The following is a 26,791-nucleotide window of genomic DNA, read 5'->3' on the forward strand; positions in this document are numbered from 1 at the left end:
TTTCTAAAACAGAATCATGACTCAACATTCCTCCTCGGCACCCCAGCCTGCCTCTCAAGAAGACCTCTCCCATCATGAAGACACTATGCGCCATTTTGATGCTCTCTCCCCCCGGCTAAAAGCCCTACAGCAAGAAATTGGCCGAATCGTCCTCGGGCAGGAGGCCGTCATCGACCATGTCCTCACAACCCTTTTAGGGGCAGGTCATGCCTTGTTATTGGGGGCCCCGGGCCTTGGGAAAACACTGCTCGTCACCACTTGTGCGCGGGTTATGGGCCTTGGTGATAGCCGCATCCAATTTACGCCAGACCTCATGCCCTCCGACATCACCGGGGCTGAGATTCTTGAGCAAGATGAAAATGGGCAACGGCATTTCCGCTTCCTCCCCGGCCCGCTATTTGGCCAATTAGTCCTTGCTGATGAGATTAACCGCGCCAGCCCACGCACACAATCTGCCCTCCTCCAAGCTATGGCAGAAGGGCACGTCACCCAAGGGGGCAAGACATGGGCCTTACCAAAGCCTTTCCATGTGCTTGCTACACAAAATCCCATTGAGCAAGAAGGCACCTACCCCCTGCCAGAAGCGCAGCTCGACCGGTTTATGATGCGTATCCCCCTCACCTTCCCCACGCGGGAGGCTGAGCGTCATATGCTCCTCCAAACAACTGGCGCAACACATAAAACTGCCGAGAGTCTTTTCTCTGCCTCAGAGCTCATCACCGCTCAAAAATTGGTCCGTACCCTCCCTGTTGGAGAGACCATCCTAGACGCCATCCTCACCCTTGTGCGCAGCCTCCGCCCCCAAGATGAGACCGCCAGTAAGGAGGTCCGCCATACGCTTGATTACGGCCCCGGCCCCCGTGCCGCACAGGCTTTGATGATTGCAACACGCGCCCGGGCTATGCTGCATGGTCGCTTAGCCCCCTCTATGGAGGACCTCCACCATGTGGCAGAGCCAAGCCTCGCCCATCGTCTTGGCATAAGCTTTACCGCCCAAACACAGGGCATAACGGCTGAAAGCCTGATTGCCGACCAGCTAAAACGCCTCCGCTAGGCCATCATTTGGCGGTTTTGGGTACGGATATGGCCTCATCATTCTTCCAGCGTTTATTTAAGCCCGCTCAGGCGCAAGACGCACCGGCTCAACCGCCGGCCTTGCCGGAGCTGATAATCGCCGCACAAGCCCTCGCACAAAGCCTGCGTAGTGGCCCACATGGCAACCGCCGCGCAGGAGATGGGCATGAGTTTTGGCAGTTCCGCCCCCATCAACCCAACGAGCCTGCTTCCCTCATCGACTGGAAGCAATCTGCCCGCTCCCCTTCGCCAGACCTCCTATGGGTTCGCGAGCAAGAGCAACATGCCCCGCGCCCGCTTTTCCTATGGGTGGATTCTTCAGCCTCCATGCGCTGGCAATCAACCAAAACACTCCCCAGCAAATATAACACAGCCCTTACCGATGCCCTCGCCCTCGGCCAAGCGGCCCTCTTAGGGGGGGAGGATGTTGGTATCCTCGGCTTAAAATCCCGCTTTAACGGGCGGCAAGCTTTACCAAGACTGGCCCATAACCTCATAAATCATGCACCGCATAATCCTGCCGATACCATGCAGACATTCCCCTCCTTTGCGGGCCTGCCCCCCCATGCACCACTGCTCTTGGTGAGTGATTTTTTATGGGATAATGCCATGATGGACCAATGCCTCACCGCTTTAGCTACCCATCCCGGCCCAACTACCCTACTGGCCATCTTAGACCCACAAGAGGAACGAATCCCCTTCCACGGCTCCATCCGCTTTACCAGCTGCGAGGCAGAGCCTAACCTCACCCTCCCCGCCACTGAGAGCCTTCATGATGCGTATCAGACACGCTTGAAGGCGCATTTCGCGCAGCTTCAACAAGGCTTTGGGGGGGCACGGTCCTTCTTCCGCTTCCATATCACAAGCCAGCCTGCCCGCCCGGTCTTGGCTGACTGTCATCACTTCCTCCGGGGGCGCGCATGACCCTTCTCTCCCCCTATCTTCTGCTCTTTTTGCTCATTCTACCGGGGGTATGGTGGCTCGTCCGGGCTATCCCTCCCCAACCGCGTGAGCAACGCTTCCCCTCCCTGATTCTGCTGCGTCAATTAACCACAACCCGGCAGAATGCCGCTCATACGCCGCTCTGGCTGCTCTTGCTCCGCTTGGCAGCTTTGGCACTACTCATCCTTGCCTTTAGCCGCCCGCTTTATATTCCGCCGCGCTCCAGCCATGTGCCCCATAACCTCATGCTCATTCTTGATAATGGCTGGGCCGCTACAACACATTGGGCAGAGCGTACAGAGCAAGCCCTCGCTTTAGGGGAAGCAACATTACGCGCTGGGGGGAGGATTACGCTCTTCCTCAGTGCGCCGGAGGCTGATGGGCATATGCCAAGCCCGCTCCATCCTAGTAGCCCAGCCTCCCTTAAACAAAGCTTAGCCACCTTAAAGCCACAGCTATGGCCTAGTGACCGGCTCGCTCTGGCTCGGCAGTTACAAAACCCAGCGATGCACGACATCCTGCGTACAGCAAGCGTTATGCTTCTCTCCGATGGCTTAGCCCAACCGGGCGATGACGCCTTACGCACAGCCTTACAAGATGCGGCGTCCCGTCATGATATACGCTGGCCCCGTTGTGCGCTAACACGCCTCTCCCTCCAACATGGCACCCCCACCACAATCCTCGCCGAAACTTTACCCAGCTGCCCGCCGCAAATGCTCCATTTAATGGGCATGAAGCTCACCCCCAACGGGCATTTTGCCCTCCAAGCCAGTACGCTTATCCCCACCAACACGCCTCGGCCCTTCAACACACAACTGCCACATAATATAGCCTATGATGCGCTCTCTCTCCCGGCTATTGCAGGCCCGGCGGGGATGGTTCTGCTCCCCGGCACAGCCGCCCAAAGACGGGTCGGCTTATTGCATCTCAATGGGGATGACCGCCCCTTAACAGGGGGCGGCTTTTACCTAGAACATGCCCTCCACGACATTACCCCGTACCAAGAAGGGACAGTCGATAGCCTCCTCCCCCAACATCCCACCATCATCATCGCTACGGATGGAAGCCTTCCAGAAGCTTCCCTCAACGATATGCTCCATTGGGTGCGGGAGGGCGGTATCCTCATCCGCTTTGCAGGGCCGGACCTCGCTCATCAAAACCAACAAGGGATGCAGGGCGATGCCGCGGCCCTCCTACCTGTGCCGCTCCTCTCTGGGATGCGTCAACTCGGCGGCCCCATGTCGTGGGGGAACCCTCAACCACTGGCACCTTTTCCCCCCAATACGCCATTTGCAGGGCTTACCATCCCGCATGATGCCACAATATCCCGCCAATTACTGGCCCAACCGACAGATGACCTCTCCCGCCATGTATGGGCCACGCTGACAGACGGCACCCCCCTCGTCACTGCCCGGCAAGAGGGCAACGGGCTGCTCATCCTCTTCCACATCACCGCGACAGCGGATTGGTCCAGCCTTCCCCTCTCTGGCCTATTCCCGCAGATGATGGAACGCCTCATCACGCGTACGCCTTTCATACAACATCATGATACAACAGCGCATAGTTCGGCCGATACTCTGGCCCCATGGCGGCTTTTAGATGCAGAGAAAACCCTCATAACACCGCCCACAACCGTCCGCCCTCTCCTCACTACGGCAGAACAAACCGCCGATGCCCTTCATCCTGTTGGCTTCTATGGTGGGGCGGCGCAACGGCACCCCCTAAATCTAGCAGACCATCAGCCCCCTCTAGCGGAAGAACCCGCCCTTGGCTCCCTCCAACAAGCAGGTCGTGCCGTGGTTGAACGCCCCTTCTGGCCGGGTTTGATGCTCCTTGCCATAGGCTTCCTCCTCCTCGATATGTTTTTATCCCTCGCCCGCGCCGGTATCCTCCGCCTTCCTCGCCGGGGAGGCACGATGCTTACCATAGGGCTTAGCCTGCTCATCGCTGGCCTCTCCCCCATAAGCTATGCCGCCTCCCCAACAGAGCAAAACGTCCCCCCGGCCGCCCTTGCCATTCGCCTTGCGCATATCCAAACAGGCGATGCCGCAACAGATGACGCCGTCCAGCAAGGGTTAGAAGGCTTAACGCGCTTTCTCAACCAACGCAGCACCACCCATTTGGATAGTCCTATCGGGGTGGTGCCGGGGCGTGATGACCTCGCCTTTTACCCATTGCTTTACTGGCCCATCCTCCCCAGCACGCAACTTGATGAGGCGGGCCGTCAGGCCCTCAGCAACTATATTCAACATGATGGTATGATTCTAATTGATGAAATGGGTGCAGGAAGCCCCCTTGATGAGAGCGATGGCCACGCCACCCGTTCGGCCCTCAAAGCCGCAACATCTGGTTTGCCTATCCCCCCCCTCATGCCTTTGGGGGAGCAACATACACTCTCCCACACATTCTATCTTTTGCATGACTTCCCCGGACGGATTGCAGGCCAAACTGTTTATGTCGCCCGCCAAGAGGAAAATGATGAGAGTGAGAGCGTCAGCCCCGTTATTATCGGTAATGGCGATTGGGCTCATGCTTGGGCGGTGGATAGCCATGGCGAACATCCTTTTGCCGTCATCCCCGATGGTGAAACACAACGCACCTTGGCCTATCGCTTTGGCTTCAACACCATCATCTACGCGCTAACAGGCAATTATAAAAACGACCAACGCCACTATCCCGAAATGCTCAAACGCCTCAAAAATAGTGCTGATGACACAATGGAAGGCCCAACAGATGAAGGCGAGGCCCCATGATGTTCCCTCTACCATCTCTCATCTGGATGCCTGTCCTTCCCCTTTGGCTCCTTCTTACCGTAGCAGGACTCAGCATCATCATGGGGCTTTATGGCCTCATCCGCCATGCTCGTGGTCTATTATGGCGCGCTGGGGCTATCATCATCGGCCTTTTATGGTTGGCTAACCCACAGCAAACGCACCCACATAAACAAATCCAACCCCAAGATGCCCTCCTTGTGGTGGACCTCTCCCCCTCTATGGAGGTTGGGACGCGCCGTGCCCTCATTGAGCGCGCCCGCAGCCAGCTGCTCGCACAAGGGCAGGCCCTCCATGGGTTAACACTCCATCAAATTGATGTTGCAGGCGGCAATGGGCAAGGCACACGCTTATTTGAAGCCATAGACCGTGCCACCCTGACCCTCAACAACCCTGCTGGTATCCTCCTCCTTACCGATGGGATGGATCATGATATCCCCGCTCAACTGCCTTCATCGCTCAAAACCATTACAGGCCAAACCATCCCGCTCCATCTCCTCCTTGCTGCAAAGGGGGAGGAAACAGACCGCCGCCTACGTATCTTGAGCGCACCGCCTTATGTCATCATTGGTCAGACAGCGCATATCAGTGTGCAGGTCGATGACCTTGGAACAATGGCTGGGCAAGCGGTTGATATTTTGGAGCATGGTGATGACGGGCGAACCACCGTCCTCGCGCATACACAAAGCGGCCAAGCGGTGGATATTGCTATCCCCATCACCCATGCGGGCCTGACTTTAAAAGAACTCACAGCCTCCCCATTGGCGGGGGAAGCCTCCCTACGCAATAACAGCACCGTGCTACGCTTGCAGGGCGTGCGGGACCGGCTGCGTGTTCTGCTTGTATCAGGCGTGCCTAACCAAGGCGCACGGGTATGGCGGAGCTTGCTAAAAGCCGACCCTTCGGTGGATTTGGTCCATTTTACCATTCTCCGCTCCCCCGATACAGCCGATGATACCCCCCTCTCTGACCTTGCCTTAATCCCCTTTCCCACCCATGAGCTGTTTTCCCAAAAGATCAACAGTTTTGACCTCATCATCTTAGATGGCTTTAGCAATCAAAATATCCTACCCGAGAGCTATCTTGAGAATATCGCCCATTATGTTCGCCAAGGGGGAGGGTTACTCGTTGTCGGTGGGCCTGAAATGACGCAGGCCGGCACATTGCAAGATACCCCAGTAGGGGCTGTCCTGCCTGCCCATATCCCTTCAGAAAATGGCCTTATCCTCCAACCTTTCTCCCCTAAACGGACTGCTCTTGGCCTGTCTCACCCCGTCACAAGGGCCTTACCCACACACGGCCCCTGGGGGGACGCATGGGGCCCGTGGTACCGCGCTTTACGCACTGACCAAACACAAGGCCGCACGCTCTTAGCCACACCAAGCGGTGCGCCTTTGCTCGTCTTGGACCAGAGCGATAAAGGCCGCGTGGCGATGCTGCTTTCGGACCAAATATGGCTCTGGTCCCGTGGGGAAAAAGGCGGCGGCCCGCAAGCAGAACTCCTCCGCCGCCTCTCCCATTGGCTGATGAAAGAGCCAGAATTGGAAGAAAACCAGCTTGAAGCCCATATAAGCCAAGGTCGGATCTTCATCCAACGTACCAGTCTAGATGTACTCCATAATGCCCAAGCCGAGATTATTAGCCCCGATGGCAGTCATAGCCTTATCACACTCACCCCAACAGCAGAGCAGAGCGGCTTATGGACTAGCTCCATCGCTATCCCTCCTACGGCCGAACAAACAGGACAAATCTGGACCATCCATCAAGGGGCGCTCAACACCACCGTGGCCCTAACAAAGCCCAACCCGCTGGAGGACCAAGACCTCCGCAGTACCGCGACCTTACTTACCCCTCTTGTTCGTCAATCTGGTGGGGGGATTATCTGGCTAGGGCGTGAGGGGGTACCAACACTCCGTCAAGTCGCTGAGACAGGGCCATTTCATGGTTCAGGCTGGGTAGGGCTGCCGCTACATCAAATCCAGCTCTCTACCGAGACAACAACAACCCCCTACCTACCCTCTTGGCTCCTCCTTGTAGCCATTCTTACCTTGGTAGGAATAAGCTGGTGGCGTGAAGGACGGTAGAAAAAACGCACCCTCTATGATATGCCCATCATCTATGAAATTGACAAGGCGCGGTAGGGCTTGGCATGATAAGCCCAGCGTCCCTGTAGCTGGTATAAGAGAAGGCTTTATTCCCTAACATGCGCCCATTGAGTTCTTGGCTACCCCATATCATTTGTGCCCTCGGTTTTTCTGCTGCCTCACTGGCTATGGTGCCCTACACAGCTCATGCCCAATCGGCTGATGAAGCAGAGGCCGAGCAAGATGCCATGAATGCCCAAAAACAGGCTGAAGCGCGTAAAGCAGCACGCCACGCCGCCCCACCTTCTGCTCTCCCCGGTGCAGAGGCCGAAGATGGGGATGACAGCCACGCCCGTATGGATGTAAACCCCACCGCGGCCCTTTTTGATGCTGTTAATCGCGGCTCTTTAATTGGGGCGAAAGAAGCTCTTAGCCGTGGAGCTGATATTAACGCGCGTAATGTCCTCGACCAAACCCCGCTCGATCTCGCAATCGACCTTGGCCGCAATGATATTATGTTCCAACTTCTCTCTTTGCGGACTTACAACCCCGATGGGAAGCTCATCACCAGCTCTAGCCATGAGAGCAATGGTGAGCATATCACCATTAATGGCCAAGCAGGCATTACAGCCAAAGCTCCGCCCCGTATTATAGAGGATCGTGGTCAACCTATCCCCGCGATTGGCTTCCTCGGTTTTAATGGCCCCTCTGCCCCAGAGCCTGCACACCCTGCCCTGCGGCCTCTACCCGTGCGGCATGTCGTGCGCCCTGCTACAGCCCGGCGCGTACGGCACGTAGTCCATCCCCATAAATCTGCTGCTGCGTCCTCATCTTCTTCCCCCTAAAAAAACTCTTTTAAGGGGGAAGAGAGGTGCGCCAAACGCTAACCTCCAGATGCCTCCAACAAGGGTATTGCACTATAATAAATAAGCGCGATACCCACCCAACAAATCAGAAAAATCACCACGTCCCAGCAAAAAGCAGAAAAGCCAGAACGCTGCTTTTGTGGCCGCATAATTATAAAATGAAATAACACAGCAAACACCAAAGCTATGGCTGCGATCATAAGGGCCATAGGGTCATGTATTATACGCATCTCAGCTCTCCCCCATAATATACAGAATTACGCAGTGCGGCGTAATTCATGCGTTTCCTGCCGTAAAACATCAATCGGCACTAGCTGACCATCACGCTCAAAATACCAAAAGGTCCAACCATTACAGGACGCTGCATTCGTTAGAAGCGCCCCTAATTTATGAATGGAGCCACGATGCTGCCCCGACACCAACGTCCCATCGGGGGAGACGCGTGCTTTAAGCCGTTTTTGGCGGTCATACACCACCGTACCCGGTGGGAGACTTCCATTCTCCACAAAAGACCCAAAGGGAATACGCGGCAATTCCCGCTTAGCGGGGGTAATCTCCAATTGCTCGGCTGGCAACGCTTCAATCTCCGCCAAGCGTGCTTCTGCGGCTTTAATATAGTCGGGATGACGCTCAATCGCGACATAACGCCGCCCTAACTTCTTAGCCACAGCTGGGGTTGTCCCCGTCCCACAAAAAGGGTCCAGCACAACATCTTTAGCCATTGTTGCTGCAAGGAGTGTCCGATGCAGCAAGCTCTCCGGCTTTTGCGTGGGGTGAAGCTTTAACCCATGCTCATTTTTAAGCCGCTCATTACCAGTACATAAGGGAAGATACCAATCCGAGCGCATTTGAAGGTCCTCATTCAGAGCCTTCATGGCTTGATAATTAAAGCGATATTTGCTCTCCGGCCCGCGTGCTGCCCAAATTAAGGTCTCATGCGCATTAGTAAAACGCCGCCCCCGAAAATTAGGCATGGGGTTCGACTTACGCCAGATAATGTCATTGAGGATCCAGAACCCCAAATCCTGCATAATCGCCCCAAGGCGAAAAATATTGTGATAAGAGCCAATCACCCAAATGGTGCCATCCTTATGGAGCAGACGGCGCGCCTCGCTTAACCATGCGCGGGTAAAGTCATCATAGGCTTCATACCCTGTAAACTTATCCCAATCATCATCAACGCCATCCACCACACTTTCATCTGGGCGGCGCAACTCCCCACGTAATTGGAGGTTATAGGGTGGGTCTGCAAAGACACAATTCACACTCGCATCAGGGAGGGTTTTCATCACCTCCACACATTCCCCACGTAAAATCCGGTTAAGGGGCATATCCGCTTTCATGCTGCGTGAACCTTTGCTGCAATCATATGTTTTATGGGGGCAAAACTACGCCTATGGTGGAGGGTCACCCCATCCTCGTGCAATCCTGCAAGGTGGAGAGCCGTGCCATACCCGGCATTACGCTCCCATCCATAGGCTGTATGACGTGTGGCTAAACGGGCCATAAGCCGGTCTCGCACCACTTTGGCCACAATAGACGCCGCAGCAATGGAGAGGCTCTTACTATCACCTTTAACAACCGTCTCTACCCGACAAGGTAAGGCAGGCGCGCGGTTGCCGTCTATCAAGGCCATAGCAGGCCATTGGCCCAGCTTTACGGCAAGGCGGCTCATCGCGCGCTGCATCGCTAAATGACACGCCTGACCAATATTGAGCCGGTCAATCTCCTGCACCGAGGCCGCGCTAACAGCCGCACAAACGCTTGGCTCCGCCACCAAAGCGGCATAAGCCTTCTCCCGCCGTGCTATTGTCAGTTTTTTGGAATCATCCAACAGACCCGCCAATGGTGCAGAAGGCCGCGTGAGAAACACAACCGCAGCAGCGACCACAGGCCCTGCCAGCGGACCACGCCCGACTTCATCCACGCCTGCGACAAGCCCTTCATATTGGTCTTCTAGGCTGTAATCTGGCATGAAGGCCCTTTCCACTCGCTTCATTCGACACGTCATTCATCCGTGCCGATTTTGAATCACTCCGAGTCGGAAAGAAAGCCCCTTTTTTAAAAATAATGAGTCAAGAGAGAAAATAATGCATTTTTATGAGGCAATACCGCCTAAAGCTGCACATCTCCTTCTTGCGGGGCGGCCTGAGCGGGGCTGGTATTATCCGGGTTGGAGGAAGCAGATTTTTGCCCCATGGTGCTATGCTCTGCTGAGGGTTTTACGCTCTGCGCCTGAAAAGAAAGATGAGGGAAGCCCGGCGGCGGGTTAGTGGCCAGAATAGCCGCTTCCCCCGCCGTCAACAGCCCAGAAAGGATGAGCAAAATAAGCCCACGCCGAACAGACTTCCAACGGCACCAAAAATAGCCGGGCACAAAGAAGAGCCCCCACCAAAAGGAAGGCGGCGTAACCCCAGCCAAGATAAGGGTCTTTCTGTCCTGTATGAGGGCGAGGAACAAAATAGCACTTATGGATACCCCTGTTAGGGCACTCCCCAAATCAACCGCCCAATGCAATATTTGCCCTGCAAACAGCAGAGTCACATTCACAACTTCTGGTAGAAGCAACATCCACGCCCATAAAAAAGGCACCTTGCCCAGCTTCCCTCCCGTACCAGCAGCTATAGTGGTAGCAGGCTTCGGCCCACCTAAAGCGAGAGTAAATATCTTTACATCCCCACTAGGCACAGGCAACCCTGCCTTACTTGCAGGCCGCCACTCATTGCCAAAAGCCGGGTGCCAGACGAGGGTTTGCGGGGTGATAACGCGCTGAATCATCAACCGGATGAGTTCGGCCTGTGACACCGGCCCAGCCTGCTGACCATCACGCTCATAATACCACTGCATAACCCTCTCTGACCCTCCGTTACTTTACTTAACCGCGCTTTTTAAACAGAAGACGGCCCAAAACCAACCCAACAAGCGTGATAATCCCCAAAGCGACAAAGGGACGCTCTTGAATGAAGCTTGTTGCGGCCTCAATCCGGCTCTCATTAGCATCGTACAAATCAGCAAATTCATGCTTTGCACGGCCACTCAACTGGTCAATCTTGCCACCAGCCTGCATTGCTGCATCACCAGAGACTGCACCAAACGCATCTTTGACACGCCCTTTAGCCTCTTGTACGAAGCCCTCACCCTTCATAGCGGTAGTATCAACCATGTCCGTCTCTCCCATCAACGCAATGCGCTGTGAATCAATAAATCTGTAGCAAGCCCATACGCGCATGAAAGCCGCTACGCTTGCTGATATGCGGTTCCGTCGCCCATTCTTCAAGAGGGGGAATGCTCTACCCTTAAAGGGTAGAGGCTGTATTTTTATAAATTAAATACAGAATGTTAAGGTGCACTTTGTTGATAAAACCGCTATTATTTATCTATCTCATGCCATATTTTCTGGCATAACAACACGCCGCTAATAACCCTCACCATCAAGAGAGTTTCCTGATTATGAGCCCCGCCCCTTCCTCCCATACTCCCCCCACCCCAAAAGGGAAAAAATGGTGGATCGCCGGGGCATCTCTCCTTGCTATCCTCATCATCGCTTGGCGACTACATAGCGCAAGCCATAATGGCGCGCATCGTCATGGTGATACTCCTCCCGCTGTAGCTGTTGCAGCGGCACACCGGGCTAATATGCCCATCGTTTTACAACTTTTAGGGACAGTCGTCCCTGTTGCAAATGTTACCATTACCCCACGCGTTAGTGGCCATATCTTGGCCGTATATTATCAAGAAGGGCAGCATGTTCACCGTGGTGATGTGCTAGAACTCATCGACCCACGCCCTTATGAAGCAACATTGCATCAATATCAGGGTACCCTTGCGGCTGACCGCGCCCAGCTTGCTAAAGCGCGTGTCGATAGTGGCCGTTATCAGCGTTTGATTAAACAGAACTCCACCTCCGCTATGTTAGCGCGCGACCAAGAGTTTACTGTCGAGCAGCTAGAAGGTCAGGTCGCTTTTGATGAAGCAAATGTCCGTAATGCAGAGCTTAATCTGATGTATTGCCACATTACGGCCCCTGTGGATGGGCGCGTGGGTATTCGTGCCTTAGACATTGGCAATTATGTCACAGTAGGCCAATCTGGTGGTCTGACGACCCTTACCCAGATGCAACCTATTTCCGTCATTTTTACATTACCACAAAATAACTTACCTGAGGTCCAAGAACAGCTTAATAGCCATCCCTCCCTCACTGTGGAGGCATGGAGTAGCGATAACACCCATAAGCTTGCCACAGGGACGGTTAACGCGCTGGATAGCCAAATTGATACCTCAACAGGGACGGTGCGGTTACGTGGTATCTTCCCCAATGAGGATGAACGCCTCTTTCCTAATGAGTTCGTCAATGCACATCTCTTAGTGCAGACCATCCAAAACGCATTACTTGTGCCAAGCAATGCCGTCCAAACCGGGCCGGATGGACAATTTGTTTATGTCATTGAGAAAGATATGACGGCCGCTGTCCACCCTGTAAAACTAGGCCAGAGTGATGATAATAACAGCGTCATCCTCTCTGGCGTGGCAGAGGGAGACCGCATCGTCACTGATGGGATTAATCACCTCCGCCCCGGCAGTAAAGTTACCATCGCCGCTGGCCCTGCTGACGCAACAACCACACACCCTTAATACTCCGTTTGAGCTTGTGAGCCTGTGAATCCTTCTCGTCTCTTTATCGAACGCCCCGTTGCGACCAGCTTGCTGATGCTGGGCATTATGCTGGCTGGGTTATTAGGGTATCATTTCCTCCCCCTCTCCGCTTTGCCAGAGGTCGAATACCCTACCATCACCGTTTCGACCTTCTACCCCGGTGCCAGCCCTGATGTGATGAGTACCTCTGTCACAGCCCCGCTAGAGACACAATTAGGGCAGATGGCTGGGTTAGACCAAATGACCTCCCAATCCTCTGGGGGGGCCTCTGTCATCACATTGCGCTTCGGCTTAGACATGAAGATGGATATTGCCGAGCAAGAAGTGCAAGCCGCCATCAATAATGCTGGCTCTCTCCTGCCTAATGACCTCCCCGCCCCGCCGATTTACGCCAAGGTCAACCCCGCTGATACACCCATCATGACGCTCGGCATCACCTCCCGCACCTTGCCGCTGCCGGAGGTGGAAGATTACGTCAACACACGCTTAGAGCAAAAGATAAGCCAAATCTCCGGTGTGGGGTTGGTGACCCTCTCCGGGGGGAACCGCAAGGCTTATCGCATACAAATCAACATCCCTAAGCTTACCTCATACGGCATCGCGCTAGATACTGTCCGCACCATCATCGGCACGGTGAATGTCAACTCCCCTACAGGGACGTTCGATGGCCCCCATCATGCGACCTCGCTCCGCATTGATGGGCAAATACAATCCGTTGAACAACTTATGAATCAGGTCATTGCGTATCAAAATAACGGGCCTATCCGCTTACGAGATGTTGGGCGCGTTGTGGAGGGGGCCGAAAATAACCAGCTTGCGGCATGGGCTAATAAAACCCCGGCTCTTATCCTCAATATTCAACGCCAACCCGGCGCGAATGTGATTGCCGTGGCTGATAATGTACGCGCCATTCTCCCCCGCTTACAACAAGACCTCCCACCGGGGATTGATATTGTCCCCTTAACAGACCGTACCACCACCATCCGCGCCTCTGTTCATGATGTTGGGCTAGAGCTTATCTTGGCGATGCTACTCGTTGTGGGGGTGATTTTTGTCTTTCTTTGCAATATCCCTGCGACCATCATCCCCGGCCTTTCTGTCCCTCTCTCGCTAATTGGGACACTCTCGGCAATGTATTTGCTGGGCTTCTCGCTGGATAATCTCTCCCTTATGTCCCTTACCATTGCCTCCGGCTTTGTGGTGGATGATGCCATTGTGGTGATTGAAAATATCTCCCGCTTTGTAGAAGCAGGCGAGGACCGTTATACAGCCGCCCTTAAAGGGGCCAAAGAGATTGGCTTTACCATCATCTCACTCACAGTCTCACTAATTGCTGTGCTTATCCCGCTGCTTTTTATGAGCGATGTGGTAGGGCGTCTCTTCCATGAATTCGCGATGACCTTGGCCATCACTATCTCCCTCTCGGCTCTTATCTCCATCACCCTCGTGCCGATGATGTGCGCGCGTATGCTAAGTGAACGCCACAAACCCAACAGCACGCCACAGGAGAGAGTACATTGGCTCACACGCTTTGCCGACTTCATGCAAGAGATGATGGACTGGCTCATCACCCAATATGATCGCGGCTTAGAGATTGTCTTTCGCCACCAACCATTAACCCTCATTGTCGCCGTAGCGAGTATTCTCATGACCGGTCTGCTCGCATGGGGCATACCGAAAGGCTTTTTCCCCTCCCAAGATAGCGGTGTCATACAGGGGATTTCCGTCATGCCGGCTAATATATCTTTTGAGGGCATGAAAACACGGCAAGCTGAACTCGGACGGCTCATCCTCCAAGACCCTGATGTGGTGAGCCTCTCCTCCTTTATCGGGATTGATGGGCAAAATATGACCCTCAATTCCGGCCGGTTTCTCATTAATCTAAAGCCCAAAGAAAAACGAGAAAGCTCCCTTGATGCCATACAAGCCCGGCTTAATGCCGCAGCACGCGCCCTCCCCGGCACGCATCTTTACACCCAGCCCGTCCAAGACCTCTCGCTGGAGACATCCGTCTCAGCCATGCAATATCAATTCATGCTTGAAACACCCGATTATGACGATTTCTCCCTCTGGGTGCCGCGTTTTCTTGACGCCCTCAAGCATGAGCCTTCCCTCAATGATGTGACCTCCGACCTCCAAGCGGATGGTCTAACGGCTATGCTTACGCTGGACCGTACCAATGGGGCGCGTTATTCCATCACCCCACAGACGGTCGATAATTTGCTTTATGATAGTTTTGGCCAACGGCAGGTTTCCACCATCTACACACAATCCAACCAATATCGTGTCATTTTGGAGGCTGACCCGCGCTTCCAACAGAGCCAACGCTCTCTCTCCCAGCTTTATCTACCGGGTATCGCCTCCGAGGCAGGAGGCAGCACGAGCGGGCCAACACGCCAGCCGACCTCTGGGTTAGTACCGCTCTTGCAAGTCACCAGCCTAAGCCGGCTGACCTCGCCTTTGCTCATCACGCATTATGGGCAATTCCCCGCCACGACAATTTCTTTCAATCTCGCGCCACATCATGCGCTGGGAGAGGCCACAACCGCCATTGAGCATATCCGCCAGAAGATTGGCCTCCCCGGCACCTTCCAAACCGCTTTCCAAGGCACGGCTGCTGCTTTTAAAAATGCACTGGGCAATGAGCTCGGCCTCGTCATTGCTGCGATTGTAGCGGTCTATATCGTGCTAGGCGTGCTGTATGAGAGCTTCATTCACCCTATCACCATTCTCTCTACCCTCCCCTCCGCTGCGATTGGGGCGTTCCTAGGGCTTTATGGCTTTGGGATGCCCTTGGATATTATGGGCATTATCGGCATTGTGCTGCTCATCGGCATCGTCAAGAAAAACGCGATTATGATGATCGACTTCGCCCTCCAAGCGGAGCGACAAGATAACCTCCCCCCCATTGAGGCCATACGCCAAGCCGCTTTGCTCCGCTTCCGCCCGATTTTGATGACAACACTCGCCGCCCTTTTTGGGGCACTCCCCCTCCTCCTCAGCAGCGGCACAGGGACGGAATTACGCCGCCCGCTGGGCGTGGCGATTGTCTTTGGATTGATGCTCTCCCAACTGCTGACGCTCTTTACCACGCCGGTGATTTATCTCTTTATGAACACTTGTAGCTTGAAGGTGCGAGGGGTTGTCCAAAAATACCTCCATAAATCTGAACATCCTGCGCAAACCCCGTGAGGTTAATTCGCCTCTTTGTCAGTCGCCCCGTCGGCACGCTCCTCATGACGCTGGCGATGATTCTTGCAGGCTGCCTTGGCTATCATTATCTTCCCATCTCGGACTTACCCGATGTCGATTACCCTGTGGTGATGGTGATTGCCAACCAACCCGGCGGCTCCCCGTCTGAAATTGCTAGCACCATCGCCGAGCCTTTAGAGCGTCATTTGGGGGCCATTGCGGGGGTGCGGGAAATGACCTCCCAATCCACCGTTAATCAAACCCGCATCCTCCTCCAATTTGACCTCTCACGCGATATTAATGGGGCCGCGCGCGATGTCCAATCAGCCCTCCGCGCTGCACGGCAAGACTTGCCTACAACCCTCCGCAGCGACCCTAGCTATATGAAGGCCAATGCGAATGGGCCGCCTATCATGGTCCTTACGCTCACCTCCTCAACCCGTACCCCTCAGCAGCTTTATGATTTCGCCAATAACATCGTCCTCCCCGGCCTTAGCCAAGTAGAGGGTGTTGGCAATGTCGATATTCGCGGCAGTGCCTTACCCGCTGTCCGTGTGGAGGTTAATCCGTTACGGCTCTTCCGCTATGGGATTGGGTTTGAGGATATTCGCGCTGCTCTAACCTCTGCTAACGCCCATACGCCCAAAGGTTTTATCGAGAGCCATAATCAGCGTTTCATCCTCGCTACGAATGACCAAGCCACACAAGCAAGTGCCTATCGCTCCCTCATCATCGCCTATCGCAATAACCAACCTGTCCGCCTCTCCGATGTCGCTGATGTCGTTGATAGTGCGGAAGACCTCCGCCAAGCAGGTTATGTAAATGGTCAGCCAGATATTATCTGCACCGTTTATCCTCAAAGTGGGGCTAACATCATCCAAACGACCAACGGGCTAAAAGCACGTTTGCCGTTCCTCCGCACAGCTTTGCCGGGTAATACACGTTTGGACCTCCAGCTTGACCGCTCCGTCACCATTCGCGCCTCACTGGCTGATACACAACGGACCCTCATCCTCGCTGTAGGGTTAGTGGTTCTGGTCGTTCTTTTCTTCCTACGCGATGGGGTAGCTGTCCTCATCCCTGCGCTTGTCGTCCCCGCTTCCATCATCACCACATTCGCCTTTATGAAGCTGCTAGGCTATCAGCTTGATGTGATGTCGCTAATGGCTCTCACCATCGTCACAGGCTTTGTTGTGGATGATGCCATTGTGGTGCTGGAGAACATCACACGCCATCAGGAAATGGGAAAATCTGCCTATAAAGCGGCCATAGACGGCACGGGGGAGGTCGTCTTTACCGTCATGTCCATCACTTTATCGCTGATTGTCGTTTTTCTCCCCATCTTGCTGATGGAAGGGGTTTCTGGCCTTTTCTTTCATGAATTTGCCATGACAATCATCATCGCACTTTGTGTCTCGATGGTGTTATCCCTAACCTTAGCCCCCATGCTCAGTGCCCAGCTTCTCGCTCTGCAAGAGCATAAACAGGCGCGCACCTCCACAGGGATAATCCACACCAGCCTAAAATGGTGTAGCCATAAGCTGGATTATGGCTTCCAACGCCTCACCGTAGGCTATATGCGCTCGCTCTACGCTGTGATGGCCCATCCAAAACTCGTCCTCCTCTCCCTACCGCTCAGCCTCCTTCTCGCCGGTTGGCTCTTTACCTCCCTGCCCAAGGAGCTCTTCCCCCAGCAGGACCAGAGTATGATTATGGGGCGGCTTGTGGCAGACCAGGATATTTCCTTCCATGCGTTGCAGGCCCTCACCATTAAGGCCGAAAAACGCCTCGCCCAAGACCCTGATGTCATTAGTGCGATTGGGGGGTTAGGCAAACGCTCCTCTAATTCGGTCAATATGTTCATTACCCTCAAGCCGAAGAGAGAACGCAAGGATGATATCTCTGTCACGATTAATCGCTTGAACCATCTTTTTTCTCACCAAGCCGGGCTATCCCTCCGCCTCCGCCTACCGAGCCTCATCGGCGGGGGCGCGCGCTCAACTGATGGGGCGTATCAATATAGCTTACAGGGCAACTCTGCCGAGGAGCTTTACCAATGGACCCCACGCGTAGTTGAAGCCCTCTCACACTTGCCTATACTCACTGATGTAACCTCTGATATGGAGCAAGGCGGCCGTGGCATCACCCTCGCCCTCACACGCGATGTAGAAGCCCGCTATAATATTACCCCGCAGCTCGCCAGCAACGCACTTTATGACGCTTTTGGCCAACGCGCAGCCTCTGTGATTTATGAGCCATTAAATCAATATCGCGTCATTATGGAGGCCGCACCCATCTTCTGGTCCGACCCGCACTTCCTCACGCAAATGCGTGTGAGTGTAACAGGCGGTACAGCCAACGGGGCTTATGCCACCAATAATATCCGTGTCCGTGCGCATGACACCTCCAGCGCATCACTCTCCGAAGGGCAGCTCTCTTATCTAAACTCTGTTGCTAATGCCCTTGCAGGAGGTAAGTCCGCCTCTAATGGCTCTGCCGTTACAACACGCAGTGAGACTATGGTCCCCCTTCTTCTGCTTGGCCCCTTAAAACAGGTCAATGACCCCCTCGCTGTTAATCATCAAGGCCAGTTTGTCGCGACAACTCTATCCTTCAACCTCGCCCCCGGTGCCGCTTTAGGGGACGCCATTACCGCAATTAACCAAGCCATGGTGCAACTCCATCTCCCACGCGAGATTCAAGGTGGCTTCGCTGGCAATGCAGCCAGTTTGCAAAAATCTGTAAGCCGAGAGCCGCTCCTAATTCTCGCCGCGTTAATAGCCGTTTATGTCGTCCTCGGTATTTTATATGAAAGCTTAGTCCACCCGCTAACAATCCTCTCCACCCTGCCTTCAGCCGGCGTAGGGGCCTTGCTGGCTGTTACCCTCTTTGGCCAGCCTTTCTCCCTCCTCACCCTCATCGGTGTTATTTTGCTCATCGGCATTGTGAAAAAGAACGCCATTATGCTGATCGACTTTGCCATCCAAGCCCGCCAGCATGGCAAATCCGCACAAGAAGCCATCATGACCGCAAGCCGGTTACGCTTCCGCCCTATTTTGATGACAACCTTCGCCGCGGCTTTAGGGGCTGTCCCATTGCTCATCGGCGGGGATTATGGGAGCGAGATGCGTAAACCGCTCGGCCTCGCTATTCTCGGTGGCCTCTGCCTAAGCCAACTCCTGACCCTATACACCACCCCCGTAGCTTATCTCTCCCTAGACAGACTAAGCCAACACATGCGCTCTTGGATGCCTCACCATTCCCCCAAAGCCGACTAACACGCAGTGATATGGCTGTAGATTTTACAAATCTAAAAAAGTAATGACTACCTTTATGCAAGCCTCTGCTGGTATAGCATGTCTCATTATATCGCTGCTTGTTTCGTCTTATTGCGGATTATCATGCCTCTTCCCTCTCGTACCCTTTCAATTGCCATCCTAACAACAGGACTTAGCCTTACTCTAAGCGGATGTATGGTCGGGCCGGATTACGATATGCCTCAAGCCATTATTTCACCCCGCTTTAAAGAAGCTCCCCCGCCTGCCGGATGGGAAAAAGCCAATCCTTACCTCAGCACCTTACCCAAAGGTGATTGGTGGCGAGTGTTTAACGACCCAACCCTAAATAAATTAGAAGAAGAGGTTAGCCGCTCTAACCAAAGCTTAAAGCAATATGAGGCGCAATATCGCAAAGCCCGTGCGATGATTGATTCCGTTCGCGCTAGCCTTTTTCCTACCCTTAACGGCAAGTTCAGCTTTAATCGTAATTCTAGCGGAAGACGCACCCCAAGCGGGCTCCCTGAGAGCCCCCATACCTTCGTCACAACCACCAACACATGGGCCACCGGTCCAAGTGCAAGCTGGACCATTGACGTATGGGGCATGATTCGTCGCCAAATCCAACAACAAGTAGCTTCAACGCAAGCCAATGCCGCTTTGCTTGCCAATATGCGCCTCTCTTACGAGCTAGAATTAGCAAGCGACTATATGAATCTCCGCTATCAGGATAGCTTAATTGACCTTTACGACCGCAATGTCCGCCTCTATCTGCATAACCTCGAAATCCTCAATAACCAATATGCAGCCGGTGTAGCAGACCCTACGAGCATTTTTCAGGCACGCTATCAATACGAATCAACTCAAGCGAGTCTCTCTGGTGCCCGTGTAACGCGTGCGCAATATGAGCATGCTATTGCTGTCTTAACAGGTCATCCCCCAGCCGATGTGACAATTCCACACGCCCCTCTCCCCTTTACCTTACCAACAATTCCTCATTTCATACCTTCTGACCTCCTCCAAAGGCGGCCCGACATCGCCCAAGCCGAGCGGGAAATGGAAAGCTATAATGCTGAAATCGGCTATGAGATTGGGGCCTTCTTCCCACAAATTAGCCTCTCAGCCAGCTATGGTTATAGCGGTAACCCCATCCAACATCTCATCCAACTTGCCACACGCACATGGTCCCTCGGGGCCGCAGCGAATGAGACCCTGTTTGAAGGCGGCGCGCGCTCCGCTGCTGTGCGGGAAGCCGAAGCCGATTATGACGGTGCCGTAGCCAATTACCGCCAAGTGGTGCTAAAGGCTCTGCAAGATACCGAGGACCAACTTTCGAACCTACATTATCTTGGTGACCAGATAACTTTCCAAGAGCAAGCTTTACGCAGCGCACAAGAGGCCGTCACCGTCTCTATGAACGAATATCTTGCCGGGACACAAATCTACACCACCGTCATCACGGCCCAACAAACGGCCCTACAATATGAAGAAATGCGGCTGCAAATCCAACAACAGCGCGTCATCAGCACACTACGCCTCATCACAGACCTAGGTGGGGGATGGAATAGAAGCAAGCTACCCAGCAAGGCCTCCTTACAAACAGATAATCCCTTCCTCCCCAGCTTCATCCAAAAAGATAAAAACTAAAACCTTACGCATAAAAAAAGGCGTCTCCTCTTACAGGGACGCCCTTTTTTTACGCAACCGCCTCCTTTTTAGGAGGAAGCCTCCTCACGGCTAGCCATCTTTTTCCGCCCGAAAAGCAACCCCACAATGAAGGCTAACCCCGTCCATCCCCATGGATGATCCATCACGAGGTCTTCCATCACATCCCTTACAAGCCCCAGAATAGAGTGGCATGCATTTATCAGATCAGAACTCATGGCTACACCTGCTTTTCTAAGGGGTTACGCTCAACCCACGAAAAAAGGCCGATGCCTAAAAGCACCGACCTTTCCTTTATTCTCCTATTGGAGAAAAAGCTCAAGCTGCTTCTTGATTTTCTTTCTGCACTGGCCCGCTATCTTTGCCTTTTTCAGCAACTTCACGGTCCACCAGCTCAATCACAGCCATATCGGCATTATCACCATAACGCACACCGGCCTTCAGCACACGGCTATAACCGCCAGCACGGTTTGCATAACGCTGCCCCAGAACAGAGAACAGCTTGCTCACAATAGCATCGTCACGCAGTTGAGCAAAAGCCTGACGGCGTGCATGAAGCGTACCGCGCTTGCCTAAGGTGATCAGCTTCTCAACAACAGGACGCAGCTCCTTCGCTTTTGGCAGCGTTGTGGAGATTTGCTCATGCTTGATGAGTGCGACAGCCATATTACGGAACATAGCCGCGCGATGAGTGGAGGTGACGCCAAGTTTACGTCCGCTCAGATTATGACGCATTTTCTTTCCCTAATCCTTTGCCCGAACTTCCCAGCCGGGGCTTTTTAGAAGGTCTCATCGAGACGCCGGGCCAGATCCTCGATGCTCTCCGGCGGCCAAGCAGGAACATTCATCCCTAGCGAAAGGCCCATGCCTGTTAGCACCTCTTTGATCTCATTCAGCGACTTACGACCGAAATTCGGAGTCCGAAGCATTTCCTGCTCGCTCTTCTGCACGAGATCGCCAATATAAACAATATTGTCGTTCTTCAAGCAGTTTGCACTACGCACAGAAAGCTCAAGCTCATCCACTTTACGCAACAGATGACGGCTGAAGGGCAAGTCATCTTGTGGCTCTTCATTCTGAACCGGGCGCGGCTCATCAAAATTGATGAAGAGCTGAAGCTGATCCTGCATGATGCGCGCGGCTAATGCCAAGGCATCTTCCGGCGTAACCACCCCATTCGTCTCAACACTCAGGAGCAATTTATCATAGTCAGTAACTTGACCCACACGAGTCGGCTCCACTTTATAGGAGACACGCTGCACGGGAGAGTAAATCGCATCAATGGGGATTAAGCCAATCGGAGCATCATCAGGACGGTTTGCAGAGGCCGGGACATAGCCCTTGCCCATATTCACCGTAAACTCCATGCCCAATTTGACATCATCATCCAGCGTACAAATAACCAAATCTGGGTTCATGATTTCAATATCATGACCTGTTTGGATTTGCCCAGCTGTAACTTCCCCCGGCCCTGTCGCAGCAAGAACCATACGCTTTGGCCCCTCACCGTGCATACGCAAAGCAAGCTGCTTCACATTCAACACGATGTCGGTCACATCCTCACGCACACCTGCTACAGAGGAGAACTCGTGCAAGACCCCATCAATCTGGATGGCCGTAACAGCAGCACCCTGAAGAGATGAAAGAAGAATACGACGCAGAGCATTCCCCACCGTCAGCCCAAAGCCACGCTCAAGCGGCTCAGCAACAATGGTCGCCATGCGGGAAGGAACTGGGCCGGGTTCGACTTCAAGCTTCTCCGGTTTGATGAGAGCCTGCCAATTTTTCTGGAGAACCAAGATCATGGCCTTTCAAACAACGAAGCCCGCCATTCTGGCGGTACCAGGCCCGCACATGTCGTGCGGTACGAACTTACCAAAGCTCAGATTGGTTGCACCATCCAATCGTGACAACCAACCCAGCCAAATACACTGTCCGCCTTAAACGCGACGACGCTTACGGGGACGGCAACCATTATGGGGTACTGGCGTCATATCCCGAATAGACGTAATTGTAAAACCAACGGCCTGCAAAGCACGCAAAGCACTCTCACGCCCTGAACCAGGACCAGAGACCTCAATCTCCAACGTTTCCATGCCATGCTCACGGGCTTTACGGCCAGCATCCTCAGCAGCAACCTGTGCCGCATAAGGTGTGGACTTACGAGACCCCTTGAAGCCCTGAGCCCCAGAGGAAGACCATGCAATCGCATTGCCCTGAGCATCAGCAATCGTGATCATCGTGTTGTTAAAGGTCGAAAGAACATGAGCAACACCAGAGATGATGTTTTTACGCTCCTTCTTACGAATACGCGGTGCGGCAGCCTTGGCCATAATATGCTTGTCCTACTAAATCTGCAAAAGCGTCAAAGAGAACGCGCTTATTAGCGCGTTGCCTTCTTCTTACCAGCAATGGCAACAGCCTTACCCTTACGAGTACGCGCATTTGTATGCGTACGCTGCCCACGAACCGGAAGACCACGGCGATGACGCAGACCACGATAGCAGCCAAGGTCCATCAGACGCTTAATATTCATCGCCGTCTCACGACGGAGATCACCTTCTACACGGTACTCACTGTCAATCAGGTCACGAATCTTTGTGACCTCATCATCAGAAAGCTCATTCACGCGCTTAGCATCATCAATGCCGAGCTTTGCACAGATTGCCTGTGCGCTCGACGGACCAATGCCATAAACATAGCGCAGACCGATGACCACCCGTTTGTTGGTCGGAATGTTTACGCCGGCAATACGTGCCACGCCAATTCTCCCATCCACACGGCCCAAAGCCGCGTTGCCAAAAATCTTTGTCTGACGGACCATGGCCGCTCACCGGCATCAGTCCCCAAAGAACGATTCCAACCCCGCCATGGGGTTCGATACGTTCACCTTATGCTGGGCGAATATACTGCCCTGCCAGACAAGTCAAATAATAAAGATCACTTTTTCGTGACCGACTCACATATCAAGACGCTAATTGGTCGAGAATAGCGTCAATCGCCGCCCCAACCGTATCAACATCTTGCATCCCATCAACGCGCTTTAAGCACCCTCTCCCCTCATAATAAGGCAGAATAGGGGCTGTTTGCTCCCGATAGACCTTCAGACGTGAATGAATCACCTCTGGGTGGTCATCCGCACGGCGGGAGCCATCATCATGCTGACGTTCGCAAAGACGCTTTACAAGAGCATCTTCACTCACCTCTAACAAAATCACCGCATCAATTTTGAGCCCCTGCTCTTTGAGCATAGAATCCAAAATCTCTGCCTGAGGCTCTGTACGAGGGAAACCATCTAAAATGACCCCCTTCGCACAATCGGGCTGCTCAATACGATTCTCAATCATTTGAACAATGATGGGATCCGGCACAAAATGCCCCTTCTCCATCAAACCCTTAACCTCCAAACCAATCGGAGATTTCGCCTTGACCTCAGCACGCAGCATATCCCCTGTAGAGATTTGCTTCATGCCACGATTTTTCTCGAGACGCTTCGCCTGTGTCCCCTTTCCCGCACCGGGGGGACCAAGAAGAATGATATTCACCCTTACCTCCGTTTTTCCCGACCAACGCGACTACGCCCACGGCTACCCCGCTCCCGCTGCTTACGGATAAGCCCTTGATATTGATGCGCCACCAAATGAGATTGCACCTGCGTAACCGTATCAATCGTGACCGATACGATAATAATCAAGCTCGTCCCACCAAAGTAAAACGGTACATTATATTTGTTGATCAAGAACTGCGGCAAGAGACAAACCAGCACCATGTAGGCCGCGCCAATGCTCGTCAAGCGTGACAAAATACGATCAAAATAACGCGCCGTATTAGCCCCCGGACGAATACCCGGCACAAACCCGCCTTGCTTCCTCAAATTATCAGCTGTTTCCTCAGGATTAAATGTCACAGCTGCATAAAAATAAGAGAAAAACACAATCATGAAAGCATAAAACGCCATGTAAAGCGGTTGCCCTTGGGAGAGCCACTGCCCCACACGCCCCATAATGCCACCATTATTATGCATAAAGCCCGACAAAGTCGCCGGCACAAGCAAAACAGAAGACGCAAAAATGGGGGGAATTACACCTGCTGTATTCACCTTAAGCGGCATATGTGTGGAATCCCCGCCATAAATACGGTTACCCACCTGCCGTTTAGGATACTGAATAACAATACGCCGCTGCGCTTGCTCCATAAACACAATAAAAGCGATAACCAGCAGAGCTAAAATGAGGAAGGCCACCACAAAGAGCGGCGACAAAGCCCCCGTTCTTCCTAGCTCGAACAACGTATTAAGCGCATGTGGTAAATTCGCTACAATACCGGAGAAAATTATGAGAGAAATCCCATTCCCAATCCCACGTGAGGTAATCTGTTCCCCCAACCACATAAGGAACAGCGTCCCCGTCACAAGCATCACAACATAAGAAACAAGGAAGGTCGGACCGGGGGAAATAACCGCGCTCAACCCTGTTTTTGTATGCATGCTACTTAACCCCATGGCGAAGCCATAAGCTTGTACCACGGCAATAAGCACCGTGAGATACCGCGTATATTGGTTAAGCTTTTTACGCCCTGATTCACCCTCTTTCTTCAACGCTTCCATAGAAGGCAACGCCGTTGAAAGCAGCTGAATAATAATAGAAGCACTAATATAGGGCATAATGTTAAGGGCAAAAAGCGTCATACGCCCCAAAGCACCACCTGTGAACATGTCAAACATGCCCAAGATGCCACCCTGATTTTCCCCAACAAGCTGCCCCAACACAGAAGCATCAATCCCCGGCACAGGGATAAACGTGCCAAGGCGATAAACAATCAATGCACCTAATGTAAACCAGATCCGTTTTTTGAGCTCTGTCGCCTTAGAAAAGGCACTCATATTCAGGTTGCCGGCCAACTGTTCTGCCGCTGAAGCCATCTCCCCGTCCTTTCATGAAAACAGCGTCACCGCACATCGTACGGGACGCTGCTCATTTGTTCACTGTCACCCCAGCTTACTGGGTAAGCAAACTCAAGCCTCAGCCTGAGCTTCCTTCTTAACGGCAAGAACCTTCACAGAGCCACCGGCTTTCTCTACCGCAGCTACCGCTGCTGCAGACGCCCCGGAGACCTCAAAGTTCACACCCTGAGACAGCTCGCCCTTGGCCAAAAGACGCACACCAGCAACCTTACGGCTACCAATAAGCCCAGCTTGACGCAACACGTCCTCGGTAATAGGCGCACCAGCAGAAAGCTTACCAGCTTCCAGAGCCTTACTGACAGCACCAAGATTAACCGCCGCATATTCCTTACGGAAAATATTGACGAAGCCACGCTTCGGCATACGACGATAAATCGGCAACTGACCACCCTCAAAGCCATTAATCGCTACGCCGGAACGTGCTTTCTGACCCTTATGGCCCTTACCAGAGGTCTTGCCTTTACCAGAGCCGATACCACGCCCAAGACGCTTTTTGCGGTAGCGAGCCCCAGCGTTATCACGCAATTCATTCAGGTTCATATCAAGCCTCCACCTTTACCAGATGGGACACCTTGCGGATCATCCCGCGGACGGAGGACGTATCCTCCAACTCACGGCTGGAACCGATACCACGAAGGCCCAGCCCCTTGACCGTTTCCGCCTGACCCGGCTTGGAGCCGATCACAGAAGCGATCTGCGTCACCCGGATAGTCTTACCTTTTGTCTTAGACATTAGCAGCCTCCGTCTCTGACTGCTCACGGCGGCCAAACAGCTCGAATGTCTTCTTACCACGACGTGCCGCAACCTGACGCGGGCTACTTGCACGCTCCAGGGCGTCAAATGCAGCCTTAATCATATTGTGCGGGTTCCGTGTCCCTAGGCTTTTTGCGACAACATCGCTTACACCCAAGCTCTCGAAGACAGCACGAATTGGCCCACCAGCAATGATCCCTGTACCCGCTTCAGCAGCACGTACAACAACCTCACCAGCCCCAAAACGCCCCACTGCATCATGATGCAGCGTACGGCCTTCCTTCATCGGAACGCGAATCATGTTACGGCGTGCACGCTCTGTCGCCTTACGAATGGCCTCAGGCACCTCACGGGCTTTACCTGCACCATACCCAACGCGCCCTTTCTGGTCGCCAACAACAACCAGAGCAGCAAAGGCAAAACGCCGACCGCCTTTAACAACTTTTGCAACGCGATTAATGGTTACAAGCTTATCAACAAGCTCATCACCCTGCTCACGCTCACGACCACCACGGCCGCCTTCTCTTGGCTCACGTGCCATGTGTGATCCTC

The 26,791-nt window shown here is 53.5% G+C and carries 23 protein-coding genes; 9 read left to right on the forward strand and 14 right to left on the reverse strand.

Translation table 11 applies throughout. The features are described from left to right. Window positions 1–16: 16 nt before the first annotated feature. From GM557_RS06700 to GM557_RS06720, 5 genes are all read left to right on the forward strand, one after another. Window positions 17–1,054, forward strand: coding sequence for an AAA family ATPase (locus tag GM557_RS06700; RefSeq protein WP_196424616.1), 1,038 nt, complete (start codon window positions 17–19; stop codon window positions 1,052–1,054). 29 nt (window positions 1,055–1,083) lie between these two features. Further along, complete coding sequence (locus GM557_RS06705) at window positions 1,084–1,998, forward strand: DUF58 domain-containing protein (protein WP_155573616.1); 915 nt, start codon at window positions 1,084–1,086, stop codon at window positions 1,996–1,998. Next, on the forward strand, window positions 1,995–4,769 hold the full coding sequence (locus GM557_RS06710; RefSeq protein ID WP_155573617.1) for a DUF4159 domain-containing protein: 2,775 nt from the start codon (window positions 1,995–1,997) through the stop codon (window positions 4,767–4,769). Before GM557_RS06705 ends, GM557_RS06710 begins: the two co-directional genes overlap by 4 nt. Further along, on the forward strand, window positions 4,766–6,871 hold the full coding sequence (locus GM557_RS06715; RefSeq protein ID WP_155573618.1) for a glutamine amidotransferase: 2,106 nt from the start codon (window positions 4,766–4,768) through the stop codon (window positions 6,869–6,871). The genes GM557_RS06710 and GM557_RS06715 overlap by 4 nt, the downstream gene beginning before the upstream one ends. 119 nt (window positions 6,872–6,990) lie before the next feature. Further along, window positions 6,991–7,716, forward strand: coding sequence for an ankyrin repeat domain-containing protein (locus GM557_RS06720; protein ID WP_230880638.1), 726 nt, complete (start codon window positions 6,991–6,993; stop codon window positions 7,714–7,716). Between the two features lie 278 nt (window positions 7,717–7,994). Here the strand turns inward: GM557_RS06720 and GM557_RS06725 are convergent, their stop codons facing one another. The 4 genes from GM557_RS06725 to GM557_RS06740 all read right to left on the reverse strand — a co-directional run bounded on the left by GM557_RS06725 (window position 7,995) and on the right by GM557_RS06740 (window position 10,900). Continuing rightward, a complete protein-coding gene (locus tag GM557_RS06725; protein WP_099026806.1) occupies window positions 7,995–9,080 on the reverse strand; it encodes a DNA methyltransferase in 1,086 nt (361 codons plus the stop codon). After that, on the reverse strand, window positions 9,077–9,712 hold the full coding sequence (locus GM557_RS06730; protein WP_099026807.1) for a ribonuclease HII: 636 nt from the start codon (window positions 9,710–9,712) through the stop codon (window positions 9,077–9,079). Before GM557_RS06730 ends, GM557_RS06725 begins: the two co-directional genes overlap by 4 nt. A gap of 140 nt (window positions 9,713–9,852) precedes the next feature. Beyond that, a complete protein-coding gene (locus GM557_RS06735) occupies window positions 9,853–10,584 on the reverse strand; it encodes a DUF4339 domain-containing protein (protein ID WP_155573619.1) in 732 nt (243 codons plus the stop codon). Window positions 10,585–10,612: 28 nt separating this feature from the next. After that, window positions 10,613–10,900, reverse strand: coding sequence for a CsbD family protein (locus GM557_RS06740; protein WP_155573620.1), 288 nt, complete (start codon window positions 10,898–10,900; stop codon window positions 10,613–10,615). A gap of 287 nt (window positions 10,901–11,187) precedes the next feature. On the opposite strand from GM557_RS06740, the gene GM557_RS06745 reads away from it, so the two are divergent. From GM557_RS06745 to GM557_RS06760, 4 genes are all read left to right on the forward strand, one after another. Beyond that, window positions 11,188–12,369, forward strand: coding sequence for an efflux RND transporter periplasmic adaptor subunit (locus GM557_RS06745; RefSeq protein ID WP_155573621.1), 1,182 nt, complete (start codon window positions 11,188–11,190; stop codon window positions 12,367–12,369). Window positions 12,370–12,393: 24 nt separating this feature from the next. Then, the gene (locus GM557_RS06750; RefSeq protein WP_266137858.1) at window positions 12,394–15,582 is read left to right on the forward strand and encodes an efflux RND transporter permease subunit; all 3,189 of its coding nucleotides are present in this window, start codon (window positions 12,394–12,396) and stop codon (window positions 15,580–15,582) included. After that, the gene (locus tag GM557_RS06755; protein ID WP_370513448.1) at window positions 15,579–18,860 is read left to right on the forward strand and encodes an efflux RND transporter permease subunit; all 3,282 of its coding nucleotides are present in this window, start codon (window positions 15,579–15,581) and stop codon (window positions 18,858–18,860) included. Before GM557_RS06750 ends, GM557_RS06755 begins: the two co-directional genes overlap by 4 nt. A 123-nt stretch (window positions 18,861–18,983) precedes the next feature. Then, window positions 18,984–20,504 (forward strand): efflux transporter outer membrane subunit, encoded by a 1,521-nt coding sequence (locus GM557_RS06760; protein ID WP_155573740.1) that lies wholly within the window; start codon window positions 18,984–18,986, stop codon window positions 20,502–20,504. A gap of 68 nt (window positions 20,505–20,572) precedes the next feature. On the opposite strand, the gene GM557_RS06765 is transcribed toward GM557_RS06760, so the two are convergent. The 10 genes from GM557_RS06765 to rpsE form a co-directional block, all read right to left on the reverse strand. Continuing rightward, the gene (locus tag GM557_RS06765; protein ID WP_155573622.1) at window positions 20,573–20,740 is read right to left on the reverse strand and encodes a hypothetical protein; all 168 of its coding nucleotides are present in this window, start codon (window positions 20,738–20,740) and stop codon (window positions 20,573–20,575) included. Between the two features lie 100 nt (window positions 20,741–20,840). Beyond that, window positions 20,841–21,257, reverse strand: coding sequence for a 50S ribosomal protein L17 (rplQ, locus tag GM557_RS06770; RefSeq protein ID WP_155573623.1), 417 nt, complete (start codon window positions 21,255–21,257; stop codon window positions 20,841–20,843). 44 nt (window positions 21,258–21,301) lie between these two features. Beyond that, on the reverse strand, window positions 21,302–22,321 hold the full coding sequence (locus tag GM557_RS06775) for a DNA-directed RNA polymerase subunit alpha (protein WP_155573624.1): 1,020 nt from the start codon (window positions 22,319–22,321) through the stop codon (window positions 21,302–21,304). Between the two features lie 141 nt (window positions 22,322–22,462). Beyond that, complete coding sequence (gene rpsK, locus GM557_RS06780) at window positions 22,463–22,855, reverse strand: 30S ribosomal protein S11 (RefSeq protein ID WP_043557862.1); 393 nt, start codon at window positions 22,853–22,855, stop codon at window positions 22,463–22,465. Window positions 22,856–22,905: 50 nt separating this feature from the next. Continuing rightward, window positions 22,906–23,283, reverse strand: a complete 378-nt coding sequence (gene rpsM, locus GM557_RS06785) for a 30S ribosomal protein S13 (RefSeq protein WP_099026814.1) — start codon at window positions 23,281–23,283, stop codon at window positions 22,906–22,908. Window positions 23,284–23,488: 205 nt separating this feature from the next. Continuing rightward, window positions 23,489–24,067, reverse strand: coding sequence for an adenylate kinase (locus GM557_RS06790; protein WP_370513449.1), 579 nt, complete (start codon window positions 24,065–24,067; stop codon window positions 23,489–23,491). A gap of 2 nt (window positions 24,068–24,069) precedes the next feature. Continuing rightward, complete coding sequence (gene secY / locus GM557_RS06795; RefSeq protein ID WP_155573625.1) at window positions 24,070–25,443, reverse strand: preprotein translocase subunit SecY; 1,374 nt, start codon at window positions 25,441–25,443, stop codon at window positions 24,070–24,072. A 93-nt stretch (window positions 25,444–25,536) separates the two neighbouring features. Then, window positions 25,537–26,025, reverse strand: coding sequence for a 50S ribosomal protein L15 (gene rplO / locus GM557_RS06800; protein WP_155573626.1), 489 nt, complete (start codon window positions 26,023–26,025; stop codon window positions 25,537–25,539). 1 nt (window position 26,026) lies between these two features. Beyond that, entirely contained in the window at window positions 26,027–26,218 is a 192-nt protein-coding gene (rpmD, locus tag GM557_RS06805; RefSeq protein WP_155573627.1) for a 50S ribosomal protein L30, read from the reverse strand. Next, complete coding sequence (gene rpsE / locus GM557_RS06810; protein WP_099026819.1) at window positions 26,211–26,780, reverse strand: 30S ribosomal protein S5; 570 nt, start codon at window positions 26,778–26,780, stop codon at window positions 26,211–26,213. Before rpsE ends, rpmD begins: the two co-directional genes overlap by 8 nt. Between the last annotated feature and the right edge of the window lie 11 nt (window positions 26,781–26,791).

This window comes from Bombella sp. ESL0385 (genome assembly GCF_009725755.1).
GTDB lineage: Bacteria > Pseudomonadota > Alphaproteobacteria > Acetobacterales > Acetobacteraceae > Bombella > Bombella pollinis.